Here is a 20,078-nt window from a genome sequence, read left to right as displayed (position 1 = left end):
GCGGGGCCCGTCTCATTTCCCGGTACGTGTGTCAGTGCTCCGCGCTAACGTGCGGACACAGCAACCGCATTGGGGTGGGACGAATGAAGAGCACGACCATGCGCCGGACGGCTCTGGCGATCGCGACAGCGACCGCGCTGACCGGCCTGGCTGCCTGTACGTCCTCGGGTGACTCGGGAAACTCCGGCAAGGACGACAAGGCGTCCGGCAAGGACACGAGCAACCTCAGCCCCGTGGCGGCCCTGCGCTCCGCCGAGAAGTCCACCGACGCCGCCGACTCCGCCAAGGTCGAGTCCACGACCACCATGGGCACGATGATGTCCATGACCGCCGACGGAGCCCTCGGCTGGGGTGACGGCATCACCGGCACCATGACCATCGAGTACACCGGCGGCACCATGGCCGACACCATGCGGGAGCTGGGCACCACGTCGATGGAGGCCCGCTATCTGCCCGACGCCTACTACGCCAGGATGGGCGACAAGTTCGCCGAGCAGGCCGGCGGCAAGCACTGGATCCGCTACGACTACGACGACCTCGCGGACCTCGGCGGCGGCTCCGGCGCCTACCTCAGGGACCAGATGCGGAACACCACGCCCAACCAGTCGGTGAAGCTGCTGCTGGCCTCGGGGGACGTGAAGAAGGTCGGCGCGGAGAAGGTCCGCGGTCAGGAGACCACGCACTACTCGGGCACCGTCGAGCTCGCCGACCTCGCCGGCCGGAACTCCAGCCTCAGCGCGAGCCAGCTCGCCGACCTCAAGAAGCAGCTCGAACAGGCGGGCGTGACCACCCAGCAGGTCGACATCTGGGTCGACGACCAGGATCTGCTGGTCAAGAAGGTCGAGAAGGGCAAGATGGCCACCGGAGACCTGACCCAGACCGCCTACTACAGCGACTACGGCGTGAAGATCTCCGCCGAAGAGCCCGCGGCGGGCGACACCCAGGACTTCAAGGAGCTGCTGGAGAAGCAGGGCGGCACCGTCGCCGGCACCACGTCCTGACAGGGCCGGAAACCAGGGGGACGGGGGAGTCCCACGGGGGATATGGTCCTGGTCGAACTTTCAACAGACATCACTCGGTCCAGGGGGGACTCATGAGCATGTCCATACGCGGCTCGGTACGCCGTAGAGGTGCGGGGGCCGTCGCGGCGGCCATGCTGCTGACGGGCGCCGTGGCCTGCAGCGGCGGGGGAGAGAAGAACGACGCCACGGGCACGGGCGCGAAGACGGGCAAGAAACGTTCCGTCACGCAGGTCATCACCGCGGCGTACAAGAAGACGGCCGAGGCCAAGTCCGCCCGGGTCAACATGACCATGTCGGTGCCGGGCGCGGACGGCGGCAACATGACCATGAGCGGGATCATGGGCTGGGACCCGACCCTCATGGACATGACGATGAAGGGCTCCGGGCTCGCCGCGGACGCGGACATGCCCAAGAACGCCCGCATCATCTGGCAGAACGACGTCGTGTACGTCGACGCCGGAGCGGCCGCCGCCAAGGAGATGGACGGCAAGCGCTGGATGAAGCTCGACCTCGGGGCCATGGCCGAGGAGGCCGAGAAGTCCGGGGACGACGAGCTCACCAAGGGGCTGACCGGCGGCCTGGAGGACATGAACCAGGACCCCGCCCAGCAGCTGGCGATGCTCCTCGACTCGCCCAACCTCAAGCACGTGGGCAGCGAGAAGATCGACGGGGCCGACACCGAGCACTACAAGGGCACCCTCACCGTCGAGGAGATGATGGCGACCAACAAGTCGCTGGACGTCCTGGAGCCCAAGGAGCGCAAGGAGCTCCTGGCCGGTATGAAGAAGGCCGGCATCAAGGGCTACGACACCGAGGTCTGGGTCAACGAGGACGACCTCCCGGTCCGCATGGACGTCGGCATCGACAGCCCGGAGGGCAACATCGAGATGAGCATGAAGCTCTCCGACTACGGGGCGAAGGCCGAGGTCGAGGTGCCGCCGGCCGCCCAGACCTTCGACCTGATGGAGATGCTCAAGGAGCTCGGGGCGAGCGGCGATCTCAGCGGGAGCTGAGCACCGTAGGACCCGATTTGCCTGACGGCGACGGGGTCACGTACTCTCCTACAGAAGCCAAAGACCGCTGGTCGTTGCCGTGCTCTCGCAAGAGGGAGCGGTGGCCGAAGGATCCGCTGAAAATCGCGGACGACCCGCGCAGGTGACTGTGGATGTGCTCCCGGAGTTCGCTGCTCGACAGCGTGCGAGTGCCGGTCGAGCTACGCCCCGTGCGCCTGCGCCGGGGCGTTTCGTTTTCTGTAGCCCCTTCTGAGCGGTCCTCATCACCCGGAAGGAGGCCACGCTTATGGCAAGGCCCGACAAGGCTGCCGCGGTAGCCGAGCTCGCGGACCAGTTCCGCAGCTCGAACGCCGCTGTGCTGACCGAGTACCGGGGTCTCACCGTGGCGCAGCTCAAGACGCTGCGCCGTTCGCTCGGTGACGACGCCCAGTACGCCGTGGTGAAGAACACGCTGACCAAGATCGCGGCCAACGAGGCCGGGATCTCCACGCTCGACGACCTGTTCAACGGTCCGACGGCGGTTGCCTTCATCTCCGGTGACCCGGTGACGTCGGCGAAGGGTCTTCGTGACTTCGCCAAGGACAACCCGAACCTCGTCATCAAGGGCGGTGTCCTTGACGGTAAGGCGCTGTCCGCCGACGAGATCAAGAAGCTCGCGGACCTCGAGTCCCGCGAGGTTCTGCTCAGCAAGCTGGCTGGTGCGTTCAAGGGCAAGCAGTCCCAGGCTGCCTCGCTCTTCCAGGCGCTCCCCTCGAAGTTCGTCCGCACCGCGGAGGCGCTTCGTGCCAAGAAGGCCGAGCAGGGCGGTGCCGAGTAATTCGGCTCGCGCATTGACCGCCGCCTGAGGCGACGGTCGCAGCGGGCCGAACGTACGCCCGCCTCACATGTACATCCGGCACCAGCCGAATTAGTGGAAGGATCGCCCACATGGCGACGAAGCTGTCCCAGGAAGAGCTGCTCGAGCAGTTCGAGTCCCTCACCCTCATCGAGCTCTCCGAGTTCGTGAAGGCGTTCGAGGAGAAGTTCGACGTCACCGCCGCCGCCGCGGTTGCCGCCGCCCCCGCCGGCCCGGCCGCCGCCGCCGAGGTCGCTGAGGAGCAGGACGAGTTCGACGTCATCCTCACCGGCGCCGGTGACAAGAAGATCCAGGTCATCAAGGTCGTGCGTGAGCTGACCTCCCTGGGTCTGAAGGAGGCCAAGGACCTCGTGGACGGCGCCCCGAAGCCCGTCGTCGAGAAGGTCGCCAAGGAGGCCGCTGAGAAGGCCGCCGAGGCGCTCAAGGGCGCCGGCGCGTCCGTCGAGGTCAAGTAACACCTCACGGGTCCGCACGGACTCGCGCGAGCCACGGGCCTCGTAAGAGGGCTGTAACGCTGACGCACCGAAGAGCGATCATCCATCCGGGTGGTCGCTCTTCGGCGTTCCCGGGGGCGTCGTGGCGGCTGCCTTGCGGCCGGGTTCGTGGGGAGTATGGTGATCTTCGTCGTGCCCCTTGAGCGCCCCTGGTGGCAGGCCAGAGGCAGACCGCAAGTGACGAGCGCAGCACCCGGTTTGGGCAAGACAGGCCTTGACGAACCGCACGCGGCGCGCAATTCTCAGGACGCGTCGCCAGAACGGTCCGAATCCGAGGCATGGATCGGCGACGAAGAGGGCAGTATCAACGTGCGTTGAGGGCGAGCGTGCCGAAGGCGTTGAGGACAACGAGGGTCACAGAAAATCGGGGCTGGACATCAGTGCGCCATGTGGCTACACTGACCCTTTGCGCTGCCTGTTAGCTGCCCCCTGCCCGTCACCAGGGGTCTGCCCTCGCCTCAGCATCGATGATCAGAACTTCTCTGACCTGGCCGAACAGCCAGAGCAGGGGGTCCCTGTCTCTTCGGGTGCAGGAGTGGGACCGGTACGCGCGTAGTGAGTCCGAGCCCTCGGAAGGACCCCCTCTTGGCCGCCTCGCGCACTGCCTCGAACGCGAATACGAACAACGGCGCCAGCACTGCCCCGCTGCGCATCTCTTTTGCAAAGATCAAGGAGCCTCTCGAGGTTCCCAACCTGCTCGCGCTGCAGACCGAGAGCTTTGACTGGCTGCTCGGGAACACCGCCTGGCAGAGTCGGGTCGAGGAGGCTCTGGAGTCAGGTCAGGACGTCCCCACCAAGTCCGGTCTGGAGGAGATCTTCGAGGAGATCTCTCCGATCGAGGACTTCTCCGGGTCGATGTCGCTGACATTCCGCGACCACCGCTTCGAGCCGCCGAAGAACAGCATCGACGAGTGCAAGGACCGCGACTTCACGTACGCGGCCCCGCTCTTCGTGACGGCAGAGTTCACCAACAACGAGACCGGCGAGATCAAGTCCCAGACGGTCTTCATGGGCGATTTCCCGCTCATGACCCACAAGGGCACCTTCGTCATCAACGGCACCGAGCGTGTTGTGGTGTCGCAGCTGGTCCGTTCGCCGGGTGTCTACTTCGACTCCTCCATCGACAAGACGTCCGACAAGGACATCTTCTCGGCCAAGATCATCCCGTCCCGGGGTGCCTGGCTGGAGATGGAGATCGACAAGCGCGACATGGTCGGTGTGCGCATCGACCGCAAGCGCAAGCAGTCCGTGACCGTCCTCCTCAAGGCTCTCGGTTGGACCACCGAGCAGATCCTCGAGGAGTTCGGCGAGTACGAGTCCATGCGCGCCACCCTGGAGAAGGACCACACCCAGGGCCAGGACGACGCGCTGCTCGACATCTACCGCAAGCTGCGTCCGGGCGAGCCGCCCACGCGCGAGGCCGCGCAGACGCTTCTGGAGAACCTGTACTTCAACCCGAAGCGCTACGACCTCGCCAAGGTCGGCCGTTACAAGGTCAACAAGAAGCTGGGCGCGGACGCTCCGCTCGACGCCGGCATCCTGACCGTCGAGGACATCATCTCGACGATCAAGTACCTGGTGAAGCTGCACGCGGGCGAGACCGAGACGGTCGGCGACCGGGGTACGAGCATCGTCGTCGAGACCGACGACATCGACCACTTCGGCAACCGCCGTCTGCGCAGCGTCGGCGAGCTCATCCAGAACCAGGTCCGTACGGGTCTGGCCCGTATGGAGCGCGTCGTCCGTGAGCGCATGACGACCCAGGACGTCGAGGCGATCACGCCGCAGACCCTGATCAACATCCGGCCGGTCGTCGCCTCCATCAAGGAGTTCTTCGGCACCAGCCAGCTGTCGCAGTTCATGGACCAGAACAACCCGCTGTCGGGTCTCACCCACAAGCGCCGTCTGTCGGCTCTTGGCCCGGGTGGTCTCTCCCGCGAGCGGGCCGGCTTCGAGGTCCGTGACGTGCACCCGTCTCACTACGGCCGTATGTGCCCGATCGAGACGCCCGAAGGCCCGAACATCGGTCTGATCGGTTCGCTCGCCTCCTACGGCCGCGTCAACGCGTTCGGTTTCGTGGAGACGCCGTACCGCAGGGTCGACGGCGACGTCGTCACCGACGAGGTCGACTACCTCACGGCCGACGAAGAGGACCGCTTCGTCATCGCGCAGGCCAACGCCACGCTCGACGACAACATGCGTTTCACCGAGAACCGCGTCCTGGTCCGCCGTCGTGGCGGCGAGGTCGACTACGTCCCCGGTGACGACGTGGACTACATGGACGTCTCGCCGCGCCAGATGGTGTCGGTCGCGACCGCCATGATCCCGTTCCTCGAGCACGACGACGCCAACCGTGCCCTCATGGGCGCGAACATGATGCGTCAGGCCGTTCCGCTCATCAAGAGCGAGGCCCCGCTCGTCGGCACCGGCATGGAGTACCGCTCCGCCGTCGACGCCGGTGACGTGGTCAAGGCCGAGAAGGACGGCGTGGTCCAGGAGGTCTCCGCGGACTACATCACCACCGCCAACGACGACGGCACGTACATCACGTACCGCCTGGCCAAGTTCGCCCGCTCCAACCAGGGCACCTCGGTCAACCAGAAGGTCATCGTCAACGAGGGCGACCGCATCATCACGGGCCAGGTGCTCGCCGATGGTCCGGCCACCGAGAACGGCGAGATGGCCCTGGGCAAGAACCTGCTCGTGGCGTTCATGCCGTGGGAGGGTCACAACTACGAGGACGCGATCATCCTGTCGCAGCGCCTCGTGCAGGACGACGTCCTCTCCTCGATCCACATCGAGGAGCACGAGGTCGACGCCCGTGACACCAAGCTCGGCCCCGAGGAGATCACCCGGGACATCCCGAACGTCTCCGAGGAGGTCCTCGCCGACCTCGACGAGCGCGGCATCATCCGTATCGGTGCCGAGGTCGTCGCCGGCGACATCCTCGTCGGCAAGGTCACGCCCAAGGGTGAGACCGAGCTGACCCCGGAGGAGCGCCTGCTGCGCGCGATCTTCGGTGAGAAGGCCCGTGAGGTCCGTGACACCTCGCTGAAGGTCCCGCACGGCGAGATCGGCAAGGTCATCGGCGTCCGCGTCTTCGACCGCGAGGAGGGCGACGAGCTTCCCCCCGGTGTGAACCAGCTGGTGCGCGTGTACGTGGCGCAGAAGCGCAAGATCACCGACGGTGACAAGCTCGCCGGCCGTCACGGCAACAAGGGTGTTATCTCGAAGATCCTTCCCATCGAGGACATGCCGTTCCTCGAGGACGGAACTCCGGTCGACATCATCCTCAACCCGCTGGGTGTGCCGTCCCGAATGAACCCGGGACAGGTTCTGGAGATCCACCTCGGCTGGCTCGCCAGCCGCGGCTGGGACGTCTCCGGGCTCGGCGAGGAGTGGGCGCAGCGTCTGCAGGTGATCGGCGCCGACCAGGTCGCCGCCGGCACCAACGTCGCCACCCCGGTCTTCGACGGTGCGCGTGAGGACGAGCTCGCCGGTCTGCTGAACCACACCATCCCGAACCGCGACGGCGACCGCATGGTGCAGCCGACCGGTAAGGCGAGGCTGTTCGACGGCCGCTCCGGCGAGCCGTTCCCGGACCCGATCTCCATCGGGTACATGTACATCCTCAAGCTCCACCACCTGGTCGACGACAAGCTGCACGCGCGTTCGACCGGTCCGTACTCGATGATCACCCAGCAGCCGCTGGGTGGTAAGGCCCAGTTCGGTGGCCAGCGCTTCGGTGAGATGGAGGTGTGGGCGCTGGAGGCTTATGGCGCCGCGTACGCCCTCCAGGAGCTGCTGACCATCAAGTCCGACGACGTCACCGGCCGCGTGAAGGTCTACGAGGCCATCGTCAAGGGCGAGAACATCCCCGAGCCCGGCATCCCCGAGTCCTTCAAGGTGCTCATCAAGGAGATGCAGTCCCTGTGCCTCAACGTGGAGGTGCTGTCCTCGGACGGCATGTCCATCGAGATGCGCGACACCGACGAGGATGTCTTCCGCGCTGCGGAGGAGCTTGGCATCGACCTGTCCCGGCGGGAGCCGAGCAGCGTCGAAGAGGTCTGACGGGAGTTCGGAGGCCTTCACCATGAAGGCCTCCGGCCCCAGGACCCCCGTATCAGACCCCATGACTTACAACCCTGAGAGGGATTGACGCATAGTGCTCGACGTCAACTTCTTCGACGAGCTCCGGATCGGTCTGGCCACCGCTGACGACATCCGTCAGTGGAGCCACGGCGAGGTCAAGAAGCCCGAGACGATCAACTACCGCACGCTCAAGCCCGAAAAGGACGGACTCTTCTGCGAGAAGATCTTCGGTCCGACCCGGGACTGGGAGTGCTACTGCGGCAAGTACAAGCGTGTCCGGTTCAAGGGCATCATCTGTGAGCGCTGCGGCGTCGAGGTCACTCGCGCCAAGGTGCGTCGTGAGCGGATGGGCCACATCGAGCTCGCCGCGCCCGTCACGCACATCTGGTACTTCAAGGGTGTCCCGTCGCGTCTGGGCTACCTGCTCGACCTGGCCCCGAAGGACCTCGAGAAGGTCATCTACTTCGCGGCGTACATGATCACGTACGTCGACGAGGAGCGCCGCACCCGCGACCTGCCCTCCCTGGAGGCGCACGTCTCCGTGGAGCGTCAGCAGGTCGAGAACCGTCGCGACGCCGACCTCGAGGCCCGCGCCAAGAAGCTCGAGACCGACCTGGCCGAGCTCGAGGCCGAGGGCGCCAAGGCCGATGTGCGCCGCAAGGTGCGCGAGGGTGCCGAGCGTGAGATGAAGCAGCTGCGGGACCGTTCGCAGCGCGAGATCGACCGTCTCGACGAGGTGTGGACCCGGTTCAAGAACCTCAAGGTCCAGGACCTCGAGGGCGACGAGCTGCTCTACCGCGAGCTGCGCGACCGCTTCGGCACGTACTTCGACGGTTCGATGGGTGCCGCGGCGCTGCAGAAGCGCCTGGAGACCTTCGACCTCGACGAGGAGGCCGAGCGCCTCCGCGAGATCATCCGTACCGGCAAGGGCCAGAAGAAGACCCGTGCGCTGAAGCGGCTGAAGGTCGTGTCTGCGTTCCTGCAGACCTCCAACAGCCCCAAGGGCATGGTCCTCGACTGCGTCCCGGTCATCCCGCCGGACCTTCGCCCGATGGTGCAGCTGGACGGTGGCCGCTTCGCGACCTCCGACCTGAACGACCTGTACCGCCGCGTGATCAACCGCAACAACCGTCTGAAGCGGCTTCTCGACCTCGGCGCGCCCGAGATCATCGTGAACAACGAGAAGCGCATGCTTCAGGAGGCCGTTGACGCGCTGTTCGACAACGGTCGTCGTGGCCGTCCGGTCACCGGTCCCGGTAACCGCCCGCTGAAGTCCCTCAGCGACATGCTGAAGGGCAAGCAGGGTCGATTCCGTCAGAACCTGCTCGGCAAGCGTGTGGACTACTCCGCGCGTTCCGTGATCGTCGTCGGTCCGCAGCTGAAGCTGCACCAGTGCGGTCTGCCGAAGGCGATGGCGCTGGAGCTCTTCAAGCCGTTCGTGATGAAGCGCCTGGTCGACCTGAACCACGCGCAGAACATCAAGAGCGCCAAGCGCATGGTGGAGCGCGGCCGCACGGTCGTGTACGACGTCCTCGAAGAGGTCATCGCCGAGCACCCGGTTCTGCTGAACCGTGCTCCCACCCTGCACCGCCTCGGCATCCAGGCCTTCGAGCCGCAGCTGGTCGAGGGCAAGGCCATCCAGATCCACCCGCTCGTCTGCACCGCGTTCAACGCGGACTTCGACGGTGACCAGATGGCCGTCCACCTGCCGCTCTCCGCGGAGGCGCAGGCCGAGGCCCGCATCCTGATGCTGTCCTCGAACAACATCCTCAAGCCCGCCGACGGCCGTCCGGTGACGATGCCGACCCAGGACATGGTCCTCGGTCTGTTCTTCCTCACCACCGACGGCGAACTGCGTGACACCAAGGGCGAGGGCCGGTCCTTCGGCTCCACGGCCGAGGCGATCATGGCGTTCGACGCCGGCGAGCTCGCGCTCCAGTCGCAGGTCGACATCCGCTTCCCGGTGGGCACCATCCCGCCGCGCGGCTGGACCCCGCCGGTGCGCGAGGAGGGTGAGCCGGAGTGGCAGAACGGTGACTCGTTCCGTCTGAACACCACCCTGGGCCGCGCGCTCTTCAACGAGCTGCTGCCCGAGGACTACCCGTTCGTCGACTACTCGGTGGGCAAGAAGCAGCTCTCCGAGATCGTCAACGACCTCGCCGAGCGCTACCCCAAGGTCATCGTGGCGGCGACGCTCGACAACCTGAAGGCGTCCGGCTTCTTCTGGGCGACCCGTTCCGGTGTCACCGTGGCCATCTCCGACGTCGTCGTTCCCGAGGCGAAGAAGGAGATCGTCCGCGGCTACGAGGCGCAGGACGAGAAGGTCCAGAAGCAGTACGAGCGCGGTCTGATCACCAAGGAAGAGCGCACTCAGGAGCTCATCGCGATCTGGACCAAGGCGACCAACGAGGTCGCCGAGGCGATGAACGCGAACTTCCCCAAGACGAACCCCATCTTCATGATGGTTGACTCGGGTGCCCGAGGAAACATGATGCAGATGCGGCAGATCGCCGGTATGCGTGGTCTGGTGTCGAACGCCAAGAACGAGACGATTCCTCGTCCCATCAAGGCGTCCTTCCGTGAGGGCCTGTCCGTGCTGGAGTACTTCATCTCCACGCACGGTGCCCGTAAGGGTCTGGCGGACACCGCCCTGCGTACCGCCGACTCGGGTTACCTGACCCGTCGTCTGGTGGACGTCTCGCAGGACGTCATCATCCGCGAGGAGGACTGCGGCACCGAGCGCGGTCTGAAGCTGCGGATCGCCTCGAAGAACGCCGCCGGTGTGCTGATCAAGGCGGACGACGTCGAGACCAGCGTCTACGCCCGCATGCTCGCCGAGGACGTCGTCATCGACGGCAAGGTGATCGCGCCGGCCAACGTGGACCTCGGCGACGTGCTGATCGACCAGCTCGTGCACCACGGTGTCGAGGAGGTCAAGACCCGCTCGATCCTCACGTGCGAGTCCCAGGTCGGCACCTGCGCGATGTGCTACGGCCGTTCGCTGGCCACCGGCAAGCTGGTCGACATCGGTGAGGCGGTCGGCATCATCGCCGCCCAGTCCATCGGTGAGCCCGGTACCCAGCTGACGATGCGTACCTTCCACACCGGTGGTGTGGCCGGTGACGACATCACCCAGGGTCTGCCCCGTGTCGTCGAGCTCTTCGAGGCTCGTACGCCGAAGGGTGTCGCCCCGATCTCCGAGGCCCAGGGCCGCGTGCGGATCGAGGAGACCGAGAAGACCAAGAAGATCGTCGTCACCCCGGACGACGGCAGCGACGAGACGGCGTTCCCGATCTCGAAGCGTGCCCGTCTTCTGGTCAGCGAGGGCGAGCACGTCGAGGTGGGCCAGAAGCTCACCGTGGGTGCCACCAACCCGCACGACGTGCTGCGCATCCTGGGCCAGCGTGCCGTCCAGGTCCACCTGGTCGGCGAGGTCCAGAAGGTCTACAACTCGCAGGGTGTGTCGATCCACGACAAGCACATCGAGATCATCATCCGGCAGATGCTGCGCCGTGTGACGATCATCGAGTCCGGCGACGCCGAGCTGCTGCCCGGCGAGCTGGTCGAGCGCTCGAAGTTCGAGACCGAGAACCGTCGTGTGGTCCAGGAGGGCGGTCACCCGGCCTCCGGTCGTCCGCAGCTGATGGGTATCACCAAGGCCTCGCTGGCGACGGAATCCTGGCTGTCGGCCGCCTCCTTCCAGGAGACGACCCGAGTGCTGACGGACGCGGCGATCAACGCCAAGTCCGACAGCCTCATCGGCCTCAAGGAGAACGTCATCATCGGTAAGCTCATCCCGGCCGGTACGGGTCTGTCCCGCTACCGCAACATCCGGGTGGAGCCGACCGAGGAGGCCAAGGCCGCGATGTACTCGGCCGTCGGTTACGACGACATCGACTACTCGCCGTTCGGCACCGGCTCCGGCCAGGCCGTTCCGCTGGAGGACTACGACTACGGTCCGTACAACCAGTAGGCGTCGGCTCTGAAGCACTGAAGGGCGGTCACCCCGTTTCGTACGGGGTGGCCGCCCTTCGGCATGCCCGGAATGGCGACGCGGTCTGTCCCGGAATGCCGGTTCGGCGCATCATGGAGTGAGCTCGGGGGGGTTGGGGAGGTACTCCGTGTCGAATCCTTCGTGGCAGCCCGGGCAGGGCGGCGTCCCACAGCCCTGGCAGCCCTATTCCGTTCCGTCGCCCATGCTCGCCTCCCACGCCGACCGGGAGCGGGCCGTGGACGTGCTCAGAGCGGGGTACGGGGAGGGGCGGCTGGAGAAGGCGGAGTTCGACAAGCGGGTCGCCCGGGCGTACGCCGCCCGGACCGTCGGGGAGCTGGCGCTGCTCGTCGGGGATCTGCCCCAGGGGCCCCTGACGCACCCCATGGCGGTGCCGCGGACGTTTGTGGCGCTGCCCCGGCCGCGGACCAACGGGAAGGCCGTGGGGGCCGCCGTGTGCGGCGTGCTGTGCCTGCCGACCTTCGGGTTCACCGGGATCCCGGCGGTCGTGCTCGGACAGGCGGCGCGCTCGGAGATCCAGCGCACGGGGGAGGGCGGCGACGGGCTGGCGCTGATCGGGCTGGTCCTGGGGTGGATGTCGGTCGCGGCCTGGACCGTGATCCTGACGCTGATGCTCGCGGTGGCCATCGGGAGCGGGTGAGCGGCACGCGGAGGCGTTCCGTGGGGCGGTCCCCTCTCGGGGCTGCCGCCCTCGGGCGTGTCCGGACGTGGCCCGGCGTCCTGGCTCAGTACGGCTGCTGCGGCTGGAGGTACCGCTGCAGATGGTGCAGCCGGGTGTGGTGGTCCGGGTGCGAGGACAGGAGCCGGCTCAGGGCGCCCTCCTCGACGGGGACACCGCCGTTGCGGGCGGTGACCTCGGCCTGTTCGTACTGCTCCTGCCGGTGCAGTTTGTCGAGGACGGCGGCCAGCATCGGGGCGAAGCCGAGGGCGGCCGCGTGCTCGTCCGCGCGGAGCTCGGAACGGCGGCCGACGGCGGCCAGGGCGTACGGCACACCGAGGACCAGCAGCGGGAGCCCGTACAGGGTGCTGATCGTCGCGAAGGCCAGACCGCCGACGAGCAGGACGACGAAGGCCACGCCGAAGCAGTCGAAGGCCTTCGAGACGTGGAAGGCGACCGCGGAGACCGCCCTGAGCACGCGCCAGGCGACACGGCCCGGCAGGGCGTACCAGTAGCCGAGGAGACCGGACCAGGCGTGGCCGCCGACATGGTGGCCCAGCTCATGGGCCATGACGGCGGCGAGTTCGCCGTTGGGGAGCTGGTTCATGGCGAAGCGGGTGACGCCCACGATGTGGCCGGCGGCGGCGACGGCGTTCAGGCTGTCGCTGTCCTCGACCCACAGTTCGTAGGTACGGCCCTCGACTCCGGCGCGTGCCGTCACCTCGCGCCAGACCGGTTCGAGTTTGGCTCGTTCTTGCGGCGTGGGGTAGCGCAGACGGAGCAGATGGCGCGCGAGGGCGCTCTCGGTGGGGCGGTGGAAGACGAGTGCGCCGCTCGCGATCCAGAGCAGGATCACCACGAGGGCGAAGTCTCCGAAGAGCGCGGCGACCAGACCGACGACGAAGAGGCTGCACAGGAAGTTCGGCAGGTGGAGAAGGAGATTGCCGACGGCCGTGGCGTCCGTGCGGCGCTGCTGGCTGGAGAGGTGGATCCGGCGGCGGTCCGTGCTGATGTGGTGGGGGTGGACCGGGTCGGCGGGTGCGGGTGCGGGTGCGGTGTCGGGAGGCGTGGCGGGCTGGGTGTATTGCGGGGGTATGGGGGCGTAGGGCTGGGCGTACTGCGGCGGGGCCGGGGGAGGGGTCTGGTGGGGGTACTGCGGTGGGACCTGTTGTCGGGGGTACGACGGTGATGGCTGGGGGTACGGGGGCGGCGACTGCGGCTGGGGGTACTGGGGCGGCTGTTCCGGATATTGGGGTGGCTGGGTCATGTTCGGTCCTTCACGGGAGCGGTGGCCGGTCGGCGGGCCTTAGCCGAGCAGCAGTGAGGTGGGGAGCAGGACCGTGCCGACGCAGAAGGCGATCAGGCCGGTTCGGATCCACTGGTGTTTGCGTACGGCGATGCGGCTCATCTCGGTGAGCGCGAGGGTCAGTGCGGCGACGGGGGCGCGGCGGGTGTCCGTCAGCGCCGTCTCCAACTGCCCTTGCCGGACGGCCTCCTGGATGTCGCCGAAGTAGGACAGCGGGCGACCCGGGGCCCAGTGCGGGGAGCGGTAGCGGGGCAGGACCGCCAGCAGCAGGGCGAAGAGCGACAGGACGAGCGCGGCCGCTCCCGTCCACCACAGCACGGTGCCCACGGCGGACAGCGCGGCCGGGGTCCAGTCCCGGCCGACCAGCAGTCCGCTGAGGACACCGGCGGTCATCCCGAGAGCGGCGACCAGCACGGACGCCTTGGTGTCGGCCCGGGCGACCTCCGTGCGCAGGTCGGCGAGGAGGCGTTCGCAGAGGGGGACGAGGGCGTCGGGGGATGCGGGTGCGGGTGCGGGTGCGGGTGCCGGAGCGGGCGCGGGTGTCGGGTCGAGCGTTGTCATGTGCCGCTTGCCTCCCGGCCGTTGGGCCGAGTGCCGGTGCCGGTGCCGGTGCCGGTGTCGGCTTCGGTGGAGGGGACGTTGTCCGGTACGGGCGTGGTGGGCAGGGTGGGTGTGCGGCCGTAGCCCGGCGGGGGTTGCCAGGACGAGGTGCCCGGTGTCGGGGTGGGTGGGGGAGTGGGGCCGGAGGCCGGTGCCTGCGGGGGCTGCCAGGGCGGGGTGTCCGGGGCGGCCGGTGGCGGGGGCTGGGGGACCGGGTAGGGGGTGGGTGCGCCGGGATACGGGGTCTGCGCGCCCGGGGGCGGCCCGTGGGGCGTCGGGGGCTGCCAGGCAGGGGTGCCCTGGGTGCCGTACGGGCCGGGCGGGCTGTAGGGGGCGCTCGGGTACGGGGATGCCGGTCCGGGCGGGAGGGGGACGGACGGTGCCATCGGCCCGGGGAAGGGCGCGGGGGTCGGCCCTGTCGTGCCCGAGGGTGCGCCGGGCTCCGTCGCGGTCCCGGGGTGCGGCTGGCCCGGTACCACCTGACCCTCGACAGTTCCCGGCGTCCCCGGCGTCGGCTGTCCAGGGGCAGCTCCCGGCGTCCCCGGATAGCCGTCGCCCTCCGGCAGTTCCTGTTGTGCCACGCCCGGCATGCGTTGGTTGAGGATGTCGTGGACCGTGCGCAGGGCGAGTTGTTTCGGGCCCTCCAGTTCCCAGTTCTCCGCCGCCTCGCTGCCGAGGAGTTGTTTCACCAGGTCCATCTGGGCCTGGATCATGCGGAGTTGGTCGTCGCGCATGCTCTGCATGACCAGACGGGAGTCCTCGGGGTGCTGGGCGAGGTGGAGGGCCCAGGCGTGGACGCCGCCCTGCTGGAGGTGCCACTGGTAGAAGGCGATCTTCTCGGCCTCGATCTGCTGGAGTTCCAGCATCTGGCGGCCTTGCAGCAGCGCCTGCTCGTGCTGCCAGCGCTGCTGCTGGAGCAGGAGTTCCTGCTGCCGGCCGCCGTAGGCCATGGCCCGGTCGAGCTGGAGCGCGTCGTGTCGGCGTCCCCGGCGGTCCGCCTCGACGTCGATGTCCATGCCGCGCTGCGCCACCCGGATCTGTTCCTCGGCGGAGTGGTCGATGGCCTGGAGCCGGCGCTGGTGGTCGATGTTCTCCTGGTCGCGGCGGAGCCGGACGGTCCAGGTGACCTGGAGGCCCGCCGGGGCGCCCAGCGGGCCCAGCAGGCTCATCGCGTCCAGCATCTCCCGTTCGGCGGCCGCGCTGTCGGCGATCGCGAAGCGGCGGGTCACCGGACGGGCCGCCTGCTGGAGTTCACCGAGGAGCAGCCCCGGTACGTCCCGGTGGCCGCAGGCCACGAAGCGGGCCGGGTCCAGCACCTGCCAGGACAGGTCGACCTGGGCCGTGAACTCGAACGCGTCGTTGTCGCTGGGCAACGGCAGTTCGGCGGTGTGCGGGTGCACGCCCATGTCCACCTCGTACACCGCCGTGTACCGGTTGGTGGCTATCTCGCCGCGGGTCGGCCGGCGCGGCGGCAGATAGGCCTCGTACCCGCCCTTGGCCGTGGCGAAGACCAGGGCGTGGTCGATACGGACGTACGACTTGAGGTTGAACTCGAAGCGCGACAGCTGACGCACGGTCAGGACCGGGTCGATCAGTTCGGTGTGCCGGTCGGCGTTCTGCTGCCACTCGGGCTGGCGGAAGGTGGGCATGCGGTGTGTCTCCTCGGAGGTACCGGTCCGGCGCGGGTCAGCGGTGGGGCAGCGTGGTCAGCAGGCGGGCCGCGACCGGGGGCGGTGGATCGCCGTCCTCGCCGGACATGGTGCGGAGCAGGTGGCTCAGGCGCTGGTGCTCGGTGGACGTGGTGACGAGGGCGGGGAGGAGGGCGGCGAGCGCCCACTCCGCGGCCGTGGACCGGTCGGCGGTCAGCACCCACGCGCGGAGTACGTCGAGGGCGTCCCGGGTGGTGCGCGGGTCGGCGAGCGCGGTCCGCCACAGGAACGGCACGCCCTGGGCCGCCGTACCGCCCTCGGTGGCGGCGCGGGCGTACCAGCCGAGGACCAGGGGAGTGCCGTGGGGCTCGTCGTCCTCGGTGCGGGCGCAGGCCGACACGAAGCCGCCGAGGGTGAGGTCGCGTACCGCCCGGTCGTCGTCGATGTGGGCGCGCAGTTCGGCCAGGACCTGGTCGCTCGCCGAGGACAGCAGCAACAGGCCGACGGACTGGGCGAGTTCCACGACCAGTTCGTCGTCGGTGCTGTCGGGCGCGTCGGCGTAGAGCCGTCGTACGGCACCGCGCAGCGCGGCGAGGGCCTGCTCCGGGCGTTCCGGTCCGAGCAGGCCGTACGCCCGGACCGCCACCCAGCGCAGCCGTGGGTCGTCGCCCGAGCACCAGGCGTCGAGGATGCGGGGGATGTTGGGGGTGGCGATGAAGTGGGCGAGGGTGAGGGCGTTGACGGCCACGAGCCGGTGCTTGAACCGCTTGGACATGCCCCAGGGCTGGATGACCAGCGCCATCGCCGAGGGCAGGTCGGTCCGGGCCAGGACGGCCGCGGTGGACGCGGCGCGGGTGCGCACCAGGGGGCGGCCGTCGTCGGCGAGGCGGCGCAGCCAGCGGATCAGCGCGGGGCGGGCGGACGGGTGGCCCGTCCAGACCTCGCGGAGCAGTACTCCGGAGGCCCGTTCGTCCAGGAACTCGGCCTTCTTCTGTGTCACCGGCCCCCATTCCGTGTGTTCCTCCGCCAGGTAGGCCTTCGCGCGGGCGACTTGGAGACGTTTGCGGACATGGGTGCCGAAGACGGGGACCTCGGGGACGCGGGCCGGGTTCTCGGTCTCCTGGAGGAACCGGTAGAGGAGGTCGCTCAGTTCGGCGGTGAGCGCGTAGGGGCCGCCGTCGAACGCGGCGAGGGCGACGAGGAAGGCCTTGTCGCGCAGGTGCAGGGAGGTCTCGTCCTCCGCGAACCACTCCTGCACCTGGCTCTCCAGCGCCACCCCCGAGAAGTCGGCCACCGTCCGCTCGTCCGCCTCCCCGGCCGCGTACCGGGCGAGCAGTTCGGCGAAACGGGCCACCTCGCGGGGCTGGTGGCTGCGGCCCAGGAAGTCGGTGACCTGTGTGCGGGCGAGCAGGCCGGCGGCGGTCTCCGGGTCGGTGCGGGTGCGCAGATGGGCGGCGAGGACGTCGGCCGCCGCCGGGGGCGGCCACTCCTCGGGGGTGATGTCCTCGACGGGGGCGGTGGGTCCGACGGTGACGACCAGATAGGCGTCCTGCGCGGCGAGCCGGTCGCGGACGGCGAGCAGGTGGTGTTCGCGCAGCGGGCTGTCGCGGCGGGTGGTGAGGTCGTGGAGGACGTATCCGCAGGCGCGGGGCGGTTCCTCGGCCTTGTCCCCGGCTTCGTCGGCCGCCTTGTCGCCGGGGAACCCGTCGGCCAGTTGGCCCGGTCGCGTGTCGCGGTCCAGTACGCGTACGGGGGAGGCGCCGAGCCGGTGCAGCAGCATCAGGGCCGCCGTGCGTCGGCCGGTGAAGCGGCCGCCGGACAGCACCAGGACCCGCTCCTGGCGTAACCGCTCCGCCAGGCGGGCCATGAGCTCCTCGTCGGCGGCGAAGTGGGTGGCGAGCTCCTCCAGCGTGGCGCTCGGGACCTCTCCCGACGCGGCGGACGCGGGCGAGGCCAAGGACGGGAAGTTGAGCTGGAAGACCTCCGTCCTGCTGCCCAGGAAGACGTCGCCGGAGAAGTTCCCGCCGCTGATGCCGCCGTGCTGGGTGCCGCCGTGCAGCCCGCCGTTGAAGGCGGCCCGCGCGCCCACGTTCATGATCCGCGGGCTGTGGTCGACCAGGTCGCGCCGGGCCGACCAGGCGTTCTGCGGCTGGTCCCGCTCCTCCGGCTCGCCCTCCGCGTCGGGCCGTGCGCCGTCCGGGGCCTCGGCGTCGCCGCCGGGTTGCTGCGGTACGGCGTTCGCGGCGCCCGGGCGTTCGGGGGCCGGGGCCTCCGGGGTGCTCACGCGCCCTCACCCCGCCCGGCGCCGCCCAAGGTGACGTTGCCGTGGAAGTTGCCGCCGCTGATGCCGCCGTGCTGGGTGCCGCCGAGGACACCGCCGTTGAACGTGCCCCCGTGCACGTGCACGGCGGAGCCCGGCGCCGGGGCTCCCCTGTTTCCGTCCGGCGCCGGGCCGTTCTCATGCGGGCCGCCCTGTTCGGGCACCCGCGGCGCCGGGCGGTCCCCCGATCCGCCCGGCGCCTCCCCCTTTTCACGATGGTCCTGGCCGGTCGCCGCCCCGGGCACCGGTCCGTGCAGCCACGCCGTGAGCGGGCCGTTCTTGCTGTCCACGGTGACCTCGTGGAAGCCGTCGGCGGGGATTCCCGGGTGGTCGTGCCGTACGACTCCGCCGTACAGCGGGTCCGAGACGCACAGGGCGAAGTCGTCGGTGCGCTCGCGCAGGGCGACGCGCAGGACGTCGGCGTCCAGCAGGCGGCAGGCGTGGTTCAGGTCGGAGCCGACCCAGCCGTCGTGCTCGTCGACGGCGACGTAGCCGGTGGCGAGGACGGCTCGCAGCCGGATCTGGGCCGAGCGGGAGGCCATGCGGTTGACCGCCCTCAGCTGGGCCGGAACCTCGCTGAGGAGCGCGCGCAGCAGGGCTGTGACCGGGGCGTTCGCGTCGATGAGCTCCATGACCGAGTCCCCGCGATCGGCTCGTAGCCGGAGGGTCTCGTCGATGCCGGCACGCTGCAGGGTGCGGTCGGTGATGTCGTAGAGCATGCGCCGCAGATAGGCCTGCTCGACGTCGTCCCGGTCGCTGTACCTCTCGATGTCCACCAGCAGGATCGTCCGGGTCACGGGGTCGCTCATGGTCGCCTCTCGAGGGGGGTGGGGCGTGCAGACGAGAAGCGTGCGGGAGGGAGGGGTGGGACTTGGAGGGCGGATGACGCAGTTGAAATGTGACCGTGTGCACAGAAGGGGGCGGGGCAGGGGGTGCCGCCCCTGTGTCTCGTTGCCGGGTTGCGGGTGCGTTGTGGCTGGTCGCGCGGTTCCCCGCGCCCCTGAAAGCGGCTGCGCCGCCTCGATCAGTCCTCGTGTGGCTGTTGGGGGGACGGGATTGCCGTTGCCGGGCCTGTCGCGGCTATGCGGCGTAGTACGTCCGGGCGCATGATCAGCATGGCGCGCCTGCCGGTGGCGACCACGTTCTTGTCGCGGAGTTCCTTCAGGAGGCGCTGGACCATTTCGCGGGAGGCGCCCACCGAGCCCGCCAGTTCCTGCTTGCTGAGGGGGACCGCGAGTTCGATGCCCTCGGGGGTGCGGCGGCCGTGGGTGCGGGCCAGGTCCAGGAGGAGGACGGCGAAGCGCTCCCGCACGCTCATCGACGCGAACTCCAGCCGGCGCCGGTCGGCCGCGCGGGTGCGGTCCACGGTGAGACCGAGCAGGGCGAAGGAGGCCGCGGGGGAGCGGTGCAGGAAGCCCCGGAAGCGCTCCCGGTCGACGGCCACCGCCCTGACCTGCTCCAACGCGGTCACCGTCGCTCCCCGTGGCCGGCCCGTCAGCGCCGCCGACTCGCCGACCACGTCACCGGGGCCGCGCAGGGCGAGCAGTGCCTCGTAGCCGCTGGCGGCGGACGCGGTGACCTTGGTCCAGCCGTGGACGAGGAACAGGACGTGCGCGGACGGCTCCTCCTGGCGGAGCAGGACCGTGCGCGGCGGGAAGTCCAGGCCGCGGCCGAGCGCCAGCAGCGCCGAGCGGTCCTCGCTCTCCAGCCGCGCCAGGAACGGCACCCGGTCGTCCAGCCCCCCGTCGTCCGGCGAGTACGCCGGCGTCCACGTCGTCATGCTTCATCCCCCGAATCCCCCGGCGAATCCCGTACCCGGATCGGAACCCGCCACGGACCCCGTGCAGCGGACGGGTCAACGTACTGAACGCCCAAGATCGGGTGGTGCGGAAGAGCGCGAATCGGCCACCTGCGGGGGACGCACCCCTTGACAGTCAAAAGCCCGGCGTGTCGGGGCCCGCTCCATTTGTTTTGACCGAAGTCCTTGAGGTAGGTACGCTCAGACCTTGTGCCTGGGGTGTGCCCTGGCTCTCGTGCGTGCCATCAACCGCATCGC

General features: G+C 69.1%; 13 protein-coding genes. 7 read left to right on the top strand and 6 right to left on the bottom strand.

From position 1 onward, the window contains the following. Positions 1-83: 83 nt before the first annotated feature. The 7 genes from ACIOHP_RS02985 (at position 84) to ACIOHP_RS02955 (ending at position 12,129) form a co-directional block, all read left to right on the top strand. Positions 84-1,001 carry a hypothetical protein gene (locus ACIOHP_RS02985; protein ID WP_401882753.1) on the top strand — a complete coding sequence of 306 codons (918 nt, stop codon included), beginning with the start codon at positions 84-86 and terminating at the stop codon, positions 999-1,001. 92 nt (positions 1,002-1,093) lie between these two features. Then, positions 1,094-2,035: a hypothetical protein gene (locus ACIOHP_RS02980; RefSeq protein WP_401882750.1), complete on the top strand. Its 942-nt coding sequence runs from the start codon at positions 1,094-1,096 to the stop codon at positions 2,033-2,035. 286 nt (positions 2,036-2,321) lie between these two features. Further along, positions 2,322-2,852 carry a 50S ribosomal protein L10 gene (rplJ, locus tag ACIOHP_RS02975; RefSeq protein ID WP_266888980.1) on the top strand — a complete coding sequence of 177 codons (531 nt, stop codon included), beginning with the start codon at positions 2,322-2,324 and terminating at the stop codon, positions 2,850-2,852. A gap of 110 nt (positions 2,853-2,962) precedes the next feature. Continuing rightward, entirely contained in the window at positions 2,963-3,346 is a 384-nt protein-coding gene (gene rplL, locus ACIOHP_RS02970; RefSeq protein WP_266888979.1) for a 50S ribosomal protein L7/L12, read from the top strand. A 624-nt stretch (positions 3,347-3,970) separates the two neighbouring features. Continuing rightward, entirely contained in the window at positions 3,971-7,456 is a 3,486-nt protein-coding gene (rpoB, locus tag ACIOHP_RS02965) for a DNA-directed RNA polymerase subunit beta (RefSeq protein WP_361557550.1), read from the top strand. Between the two features lie 94 nt (positions 7,457-7,550). Beyond that, positions 7,551-11,450, top strand: coding sequence for a DNA-directed RNA polymerase subunit beta' (locus tag ACIOHP_RS02960; protein ID WP_361557553.1), 3,900 nt, complete (start codon positions 7,551-7,553; stop codon positions 11,448-11,450). A gap of 148 nt (positions 11,451-11,598) precedes the next feature. Next, positions 11,599-12,129, top strand: a complete 531-nt coding sequence (locus tag ACIOHP_RS02955; protein ID WP_361557556.1) for a DUF1707 and DUF4190 domain-containing protein — start codon at positions 11,599-11,601, stop codon at positions 12,127-12,129. Positions 12,130-12,214: 85 nt separating this feature from the next. Here the strand turns inward: ACIOHP_RS02955 and ACIOHP_RS02950 are convergent, their stop codons facing one another. The 6 genes from ACIOHP_RS02950 to ACIOHP_RS02925 form a co-directional block, all read right to left on the bottom strand. After that, positions 12,215-13,414 (bottom strand): M48 family metalloprotease, encoded by a 1,200-nt coding sequence (locus tag ACIOHP_RS02950; protein WP_401882744.1) that lies wholly within the window; start codon positions 13,412-13,414, stop codon positions 12,215-12,217. A 39-nt stretch (positions 13,415-13,453) separates the two neighbouring features. After that, positions 13,454-14,014 (bottom strand): Pycsar system effector family protein, encoded by a 561-nt coding sequence (locus tag ACIOHP_RS02945; RefSeq protein WP_401882742.1) that lies wholly within the window; start codon positions 14,012-14,014, stop codon positions 13,454-13,456. Beyond that, the gene (locus ACIOHP_RS02940) at positions 14,011-15,702 is read right to left on the bottom strand and encodes a hypothetical protein (protein ID WP_401882739.1); all 1,692 of its coding nucleotides are present in this window, start codon (positions 15,700-15,702) and stop codon (positions 14,011-14,013) included. Before ACIOHP_RS02940 ends, ACIOHP_RS02945 begins: the two co-directional genes overlap by 4 nt. Before the next feature lie 37 nt (positions 15,703-15,739). Continuing rightward, positions 15,740-17,986, bottom strand: coding sequence for a hypothetical protein (locus ACIOHP_RS02935; protein WP_401882736.1), 2,247 nt, complete (start codon positions 17,984-17,986; stop codon positions 15,740-15,742). After that, entirely contained in the window at positions 17,983-18,831 is an 849-nt protein-coding gene (locus tag ACIOHP_RS02930; RefSeq protein WP_401882733.1) for a hypothetical protein, read from the bottom strand. Before ACIOHP_RS02930 ends, ACIOHP_RS02935 begins: the two co-directional genes overlap by 4 nt. Positions 18,832-19,046: 215 nt before the next feature. Continuing rightward, positions 19,047-19,802 (bottom strand): Crp/Fnr family transcriptional regulator, encoded by a 756-nt coding sequence (locus ACIOHP_RS02925; protein WP_361481083.1) that lies wholly within the window; start codon positions 19,800-19,802, stop codon positions 19,047-19,049. Positions 19,803-20,078: the final 276 nt, after the last annotated feature.

Origin of the sequence: Streptomyces sp. NPDC087859 (genome assembly GCF_044742595.1) — a bacterium.
Taxonomy (GTDB): Bacteria; Actinomycetota; Actinomycetes; order Streptomycetales; family Streptomycetaceae; genus Streptomyces; species Streptomyces canus_F.
Note: the sequence above shows the minus strand (reverse complement) of the source record. Positions and strands in the feature narration are given on the sequence as shown.

What these genes read in the sequence shown, in the direction of transcription:
- ACIOHP_RS02985 (WP_401882753.1), top strand. Translation starts at nt 84, where the DNA reads ATGAAGAGCACGACCATGCGCCGGACGGCTCTGGCGATCGCGACAGCG.
- ACIOHP_RS02930 (WP_401882733.1), bottom strand. Translation starts at nt 18,831, where the DNA reads ATGAGCGACCCCGTGACCCGGACGATCCTGCTGGTGGACATCGAGAGG.
- ACIOHP_RS02980 (WP_401882750.1), top strand. Translation starts at nt 1,094, where the DNA reads ATGAGCATGTCCATACGCGGCTCGGTACGCCGTAGAGGTGCGGGGGCC.
- rplJ (WP_266888980.1), top strand. Translation starts at nt 2,322, where the DNA reads ATGGCAAGGCCCGACAAGGCTGCCGCGGTAGCCGAGCTCGCGGACCAG.
- ACIOHP_RS02925 (WP_361481083.1), bottom strand. Translation starts at nt 19,802, where the DNA reads ATGACGACGTGGACGCCGGCGTACTCGCCGGACGACGGGGGGCTGGAC.
- ACIOHP_RS02945 (WP_401882742.1), bottom strand. Translation starts at nt 14,014, where the DNA reads ATGACAACGCTCGACCCGACACCCGCGCCCGCTCCGGCACCCGCACCC.
- ACIOHP_RS02940 (WP_401882739.1), bottom strand. Translation starts at nt 15,702, where the DNA reads ATGCCCACCTTCCGCCAGCCCGAGTGGCAGCAGAACGCCGACCGGCAC.
- ACIOHP_RS02950 (WP_401882744.1), bottom strand. Translation starts at nt 13,414, where the DNA reads ATGACCCAGCCACCCCAATATCCGGAACAGCCGCCCCAGTACCCCCAG.
- rplL (WP_266888979.1), top strand. Translation starts at nt 2,963, where the DNA reads ATGGCGACGAAGCTGTCCCAGGAAGAGCTGCTCGAGCAGTTCGAGTCC.